This is a genomic window from Pseudomonadota bacterium, assembly GCA_022361155.1.
Taxonomy (GTDB): domain Bacteria; phylum Myxococcota_A; class Polyangia; order Polyangiales; family JAKSBK01; genus JAKSBK01.
Map to the genome: position 1 here is coordinate 1 of JAKSBK010000040.1, position 5,559 is coordinate 5,559.

Annotated in this window: 5 protein-coding genes; 3 read left to right on the forward strand and 2 right to left on the reverse strand. The window is 65.8% G+C overall.

The genetic code is table 11. From position 1 onward, the window contains the following. Positions 1-237, forward strand: a 237-nt coding sequence (locus MJD61_01200) for a hypothetical protein (GenBank protein ID MCG8553897.1), incomplete at its 5' end; no start/stop codon positions are given. A gap of 20 nt (positions 238-257) precedes the next feature. On the opposite strand, the gene MJD61_01205 is transcribed toward MJD61_01200, so the two are convergent. After that, positions 258-1,229: a hypothetical protein gene (locus MJD61_01205; protein ID MCG8553898.1), complete on the reverse strand. Its 972-nt coding sequence runs from the start codon at positions 1,227-1,229 to the stop codon at positions 258-260. Between the two features lie 261 nt (positions 1,230-1,490). Here MJD61_01205 and MJD61_01210 point away from each other — a divergent pair, with 261 nt between their 5' ends. Together MJD61_01210 and MJD61_01215 are read left to right on the forward strand one after the other, a co-directional pair. Next, the gene (locus MJD61_01210; protein MCG8553899.1) at positions 1,491-2,900 is read left to right on the forward strand and encodes a L,D-transpeptidase; all 1,410 of its coding nucleotides are present in this window, start codon (positions 1,491-1,493) and stop codon (positions 2,898-2,900) included. Further along, positions 2,897-3,823, forward strand: coding sequence for a sulfotransferase domain-containing protein (locus MJD61_01215; protein MCG8553900.1), 927 nt, complete (start codon positions 2,897-2,899; stop codon positions 3,821-3,823). The genes MJD61_01210 and MJD61_01215 overlap by 4 nt, the downstream gene beginning before the upstream one ends. Before the next feature lie 105 nt (positions 3,824-3,928). Here the strand turns inward: MJD61_01215 and MJD61_01220 are convergent, their stop codons facing one another. Next, positions 3,929-5,317, reverse strand: a complete 1,389-nt coding sequence (locus MJD61_01220; protein MCG8553901.1) for a hypothetical protein — start codon at positions 5,315-5,317, stop codon at positions 3,929-3,931. Positions 5,318-5,559 lie beyond the last annotated feature (242 nt).

The window sequence follows — 5,559 nt, forward strand, 5'->3', positions numbered from 1 at the left end:
ATGGCGCAGCGCCGCGGGGTCGGATGGCGTGTCGGCGAACCGAGGAAATGCAGCGCATGCGGCTGCCCCAGTCAATCGGGTTTTCATGCGGTCTTCTGGGCGAGCGCGCCCGCAGGAATCGCCCGAGGAGTACTGCTCGGCTGCGGTTGGAATCAGCGCAGCGCAGGCGAGGACGAGGACGAAAGCCGCCCGGAAGACCGCCTGGGAAGCTGTCCTGCAAGCGTGGTCACCCCGTGAACGGGTACCACCAGCGAGCCTCAGCGCTCGCCAGCGCTGCCGATGTTCACCAGTTGCTGAGCCAGCGCTTCCGCACAAGGAGACCCGCGGCCGGTGAGCGTGCGATGGGCACGTTCGATCTTGCCAAGCAGCCTGAGGTAGCCGCGGCCGGCAGGCGAGTCTCGATGGGCCGCGAGCTTATCGGCGACCTGCTCTGACGGCCCAAAAACCAGGCGCCGCGTGGCCTCGCTTTCGAGGTACGGGCAAGCGCGCGGGCGGCGAGCGTCGAGCCTGCGCCCTCCAATCGTGTACACGAAGGTCACCCCCCGCGTGCCGAAACAGCGGCGATACAAACCGTCGAAGTAGCGCTCATCCCAGCACGCCGCGGACAGCGTCCAGCCGAGCTTCACGCGCGCGCCGGCGCGTCGCATGGCCTCGGTCTGTGCCAGCTGCTCGCTCACGTAGGCTGACCGCTGTAGCCCGGATCGGTCACCCACTTCGAGCCCGATGCGGGCTAGCTGCGTGCACGAATGCTGGCGCAGCGTCTCGGGGATTCTCAGCGCGGAGGCTCGAAGCGTGCGCGCGGGAAATCCCAGATGGTCGATCAACCGGCCCAGTACCGACTCGACTCGTTGGGCAGCGCGCCGAACCCCGAGCTCACTGGCACCCGCGCGAAGCGCATTGCTGTCCGCGATCAGCACAAAGCTGTGGGCCATACCCAGCTCCCGGCGCAGCAACTCCTGAGCCAGAATCATGACGAGGACGTCGAGCGGCAGCAGCGCGGGCGCGCTCTGTTGCACGAGCCCGACCCCGAACCAGGTAGCGTCCGCTGTGTGCAAGATTGGCACGGGATCGGGATCGACTGTGTGCGAGTTGCGGGCGAACAGCTCCTGTCGCTGAATCAGGCAGCTGAGGCGCGGCTGCAGGTAGGGCAAGCCGCGCAGCGCTCGCACACGGCCGGAGGAACCCTCTGCGAAGCCGTGCTGGCTCGGAAGCGAATCTCTGCGCATCATGTCCTGCAACTGCCTAGGGTGCGGCCGGAAGATAAGGCCGGGCACTAGCTAGCAAGTGTTGGCCTCGAAGACAACCGTGTGCAAGCTTCGATGGTCGACATCTTGCCCGGAGACTGGTAACCGTTGCAGGCTTTTGTAGGAATGGCCGTGCCGAGCTGGAATCCGTGGTCGTTGACAAATTCCGGGGCTCGAGACGGGCCAAGCGCACCGGTCGTTCAAGCGCTCCTTGGGTTGCGTCGCGGGCTCCATAAGCGATGGGCCTTGACGGCCGCGGCGGGCACGCTGACCGTCCTTGCAGCCGCGTTGACGCTGACCCAGTGGCGGCCCGTGCAGGGACGTCACGCGGGCACGGCGGGGCCCCCGGCCGAGCCGGCCGGCGCCGACCCCGAGTCGAGGGCAGCGCCGCTGCAGCTGCGAGCACCGAAGCCCGGTCCGTGGCCCCCCGCCGTCGTGCCCAGGATGCTGCTGCCTCCCAACGACCAAAGGCTGCGCGCGCAGGCCTTCCACCTCGAGGGCCTGGTTTTCCGGCGGCCTCGCGACAACTCGTTGGTGGCGGGCATAGTGCGGCGCGGCACGAGCGTAGGTATTCGCTCGCACGAGCCGGGCTCCGGCTGCAAAGGAGGCCGCTGGTACCAGGTGGTACCACGCGGGTACGTTTGCACTAGACAAGGCTTCAATGTGAGCTCGCGTTATCGACCCGAGCTACAGAGCGCAGTTCCCGATGTCAGCCGTAGCCTGCCGTACCGATACGCCAAGGCGGTCCGCGGCGCACCCCGCTATTACAGGCGCCCGTCCCCGAGCGAGGAACGCAGCGCTCAGACAGCGATTCAAGGCGCCAAACATGCAAAGCTGCCGGACGTGGTTTCCACGATCATGGATGGCGCCTACTTTCTCGCGTTTCCGAGCGACAGCAAGCCAGAGCAGCGCGGCTTCGTGCAAACCGTGCGCGGGCGGGTGGTGCGCACCCGCGATCTGCAGCAGCTGCCGGCCGCGCGAATGCGAGGCGAGCTGCTGAGCTCGGCGCGCGCGCTTCCGCTCGCCTTCGTGCATCTGAAGTCTGCGGTCGTGCGCCGGCAAGTCCCTGGCGGCACGCGTGACGAAGGCCGTGCGGAGCAGTTCGCGCGCTTCCACGTCGCGGAAACCTTCCTCGACGAAAGCGGCGAGTACCTTGTCAGCGACGGAGGGCACCTGGTAGGGCGCGAGGCCGTTCGGATTGCGCGCAGGATTGCCCGGCCAGCAGCGATCCCCCGACAGACCAAGTGGATTCACATCGATCTGGGGGAGCAGACGCTTGTCGCGTACGAGGACGATCGACCTGTGTACGCAACGCTGGTGTCGAGCGGCAAGCCTCCGAACGATACGCCGCCCGGCACCTTCCGTATTCGAGAGAAGCACATTTCGATCACCATGAGTGGTCCCGATCCCGATGTGAAATACTACGAGGTCGAGGAGGCACCCTGGACGATGTACTACCACGATGGTTTCGCGTTGCACGGAGCCTACTGGCACAACGAGTTCGGCAACGTGCGCAGCCACGGCTGCACCAACCTTCCGCCTGGCGATGCGCGCTGGCTTTGGCACTGGGTCGAGCCGGACTTGCCAGCCGGCTGGCATGGCGTTTGGAGCCGAAAGGGGACTAGGGTGCACATAACCCCTGCGTCCGGCTCATGAGACCCGCACGGGCGCGGGGCATGCGCGCCAGCGTGGCCAGCGTGGCCTGTGCGAAAGACCGCTTACTCGAATTTGCCTGCACCGCGCTCGACCGCCTCCTACCCGCGCTCGAGGATGCGCAGCGCACGGCCCGCTACGTGAAGGGCCGGCGCGCCTACCGAGCGCGCCCGAGTGACATCTTCGTCGCCAGCTATCCGCGTTCAGGCAACACCGTCGCGCAGTGGATGATCTACCTCATGACCCACGGGCGCGGCTCCGCAGCGGCAGCGCATGTGTCGGAGCTGGCGCCGTGGTTCGAGCGTCAGCTCGCGACTGGCGAGCTCGCCGCAGAGGACTTCGAGCGCTTTGACGACCCCCGCGTCATCAAGACGCACTTACCTCGAGCCTGGCTGCCCGACGGTGCGCGCTATGTGTACGTGCAGCGCGACGGTCGAGACGTTGCGGCTTCGTACTACCACCTGTATCAAGCCTATCTGGGCTTCCGTGGCTCCTTCGAAGAGTTCTTCGATCGTTTCCTTTGCGGCGAGCTGCAGTACGGTTCCTGGTTTGATCACGTGGCAGAATGGCGCGCGCACGGCGATGATCCAGACGTGCTCATCGTGAGCTATGAACAGCTCGTGAAGTCGCGACAGGCGTGCGTTGAGAGGTTCGAGACCTTCCTCGACTGTCACCCCGGCGAAGAGCGGCGCCGCAGCGTGCTCGAGCAGAGCGACATAACGGCCATGAAGAACAGAGAGAGCTTCTTCGATCACGCCACGGCCCTGCTGCTCGAACGTGGCGTGAAACCGGGTTCGTTTATTCGGAACGGCAAGATTGGAGACGGCGTGCTGGCATTGAGCCCCCGCCAGCGAGCGGCCTTCGAACTGCGCCAGAGCTCGGCGCAGCAGCCTCGAACGCCACGGCTCGCGCTTTTCTTGCACTGAGGCTGCCCCGCCCAAAGGGCGCGGGTTCAGGGGGGCCCACTTCGAGCCGAACCGCCCGACGCGGCTGCGATTGTCCTACATGGGATAGCCGCCGATCCTCCGGAATCATTGAAGAATCCTCTCTACCCTCGCGCCAACAGGTAGCGGTTGAGCGCTCGTGGGCCCCACTACACTGCGCTCGCCGCAGCCAAGCTCCAACCGGGGGTGACCCGCGCCGCAGGTCGCACAGTAGATCGGCTCGGGGATCAGCGTTCCGTCCAGGCCCACTCCCCAGGCCGTGGTTGGGTTGCGCGCGCCCAGGCATATCTCTGCCCCCGGGGCACAGTGGAAGCTGAAGGTTCTTTCGCGTCCAACCTGCAGCCGCCACACGCCGGTCGCCGAAGGCCACACGTCGGCCCTGTTCGTCATGTCGTGAAACCGCAATCGAATCCTGCCCCGCGCACAGTCGTTGGCTAGCGTCCAGCTGAACAGCACCCCCTGACCGCACACGCCTTGCACGCAGGTCTGCTCGGGGGCGCACTCGCCGCAGGTTCCGCCGCACCCGTCAGGCCCGCAGGCACGGCCGAGGCAGTTGGGAGTGCACAGGCATTGGCCATGCACGCAGTTGCTGCAGCGAGCACCGCAGGCACCGCAGTGCTCGGGAGTGTTCAAGAAGGACTCACAGCCGTTGTTCATGATCGCATCGCAGTTATCCCAGCCTGGTGTGCAGATCTCGATCGCACACACACCAGCACGGCAGCCAGCGAGGGCGTTTGGGTAGCCGCAGCGATCTCCGCAACCGCCGCAGTCGGCAACCGTGTTGAGGAGCGTCTCGCAGCCGTTGAAATGCGCTCCGTCGCAGTCGGCAAGGCCGGCGAAGCACTGCGTCACCCGACACCTGCCCGCCTCGCAAACCGCTGCCGCGGCCCCAGGCGGGAAACAGGCTGCTCCACAGGCACCACAGTGCAATTGCGACGTTGTCAGGTCAGTCTCGCAGAAACCGTCGGCGTCGCAGTCGGCCCAGCCCGGGAGACACACAGCCCCGGTACACACGCCGCCGGAGCACGAACCCGAGCCATCGGGTCGCAAGCACAGCCGGCCGCAGTATCCGCAGTTCCAAGGCGTCATAAGGGAGGTCTCGCATCCGTTCGTTGGATCGAAATCGCAATCTCCGTACCCGGGATCGCAGCCTGTGATCACGCAGCGACCAGCGTCGCAAGAGGTCGTACCCGATTGCGCGACGCACGAAACTCCACAGCCGCCGCAGTTGATCGTAGAATTAATGGGCGTCTCGCAGCCATTGCCCGTGTCGCCATCGCAATCGCCCCATCCAGGATCGCAGACGGCAAGCATGCACAAACCATGCGAGCAGCGCGTGCTGGCGTTGGGCAGCGCGCAGTAGCGGCAGTCGCCCAGTTGCCAGGCGTCGCCCAGCAGCCGCTCGTCGTAGGCGCTGCAGCTGCTCGTGAGCAGCCACGCGAGGGACCATAGGTAGGCCACCAGGCAGGCCACCATCGTGCTGCCCCTGTCAGCTTGGGCTCCCACGCTGCCGACCACACCACGCTCCACAGTATCGTGTTTCTTTGGGCCCGTTATAGCACATCAGGGTGTGACTCCAGGGCGATCGAGTTCTAACCGCGCCCCGCCACGAGATGAACACGGCGAGCAGCAACTCGACCCGCCAGCTACCATCTGCACACAGAGTCACGATCATTTTCCATCCCTATTGTCCAAGTTGCTGACCCAAGCGTCCCCGG

What these genes read in the sequence shown, in the direction of transcription:
- MJD61_01215 (MCG8553900.1), top strand. Translation starts at nt 2,897, where the DNA reads ATGAGACCCGCACGGGCGCGGGGCATGCGCGCCAGCGTGGCCAGCGTG.
- MJD61_01220 (MCG8553901.1), bottom strand. Translation starts at nt 5,317, where the DNA reads ATGGTGGCCTGCCTGGTGGCCTACCTATGGTCCCTCGCGTGGCTGCTC.
- MJD61_01205 (MCG8553898.1), bottom strand. Translation starts at nt 1,229, where the DNA reads ATGATGCGCAGAGATTCGCTTCCGAGCCAGCACGGCTTCGCAGAGGGT.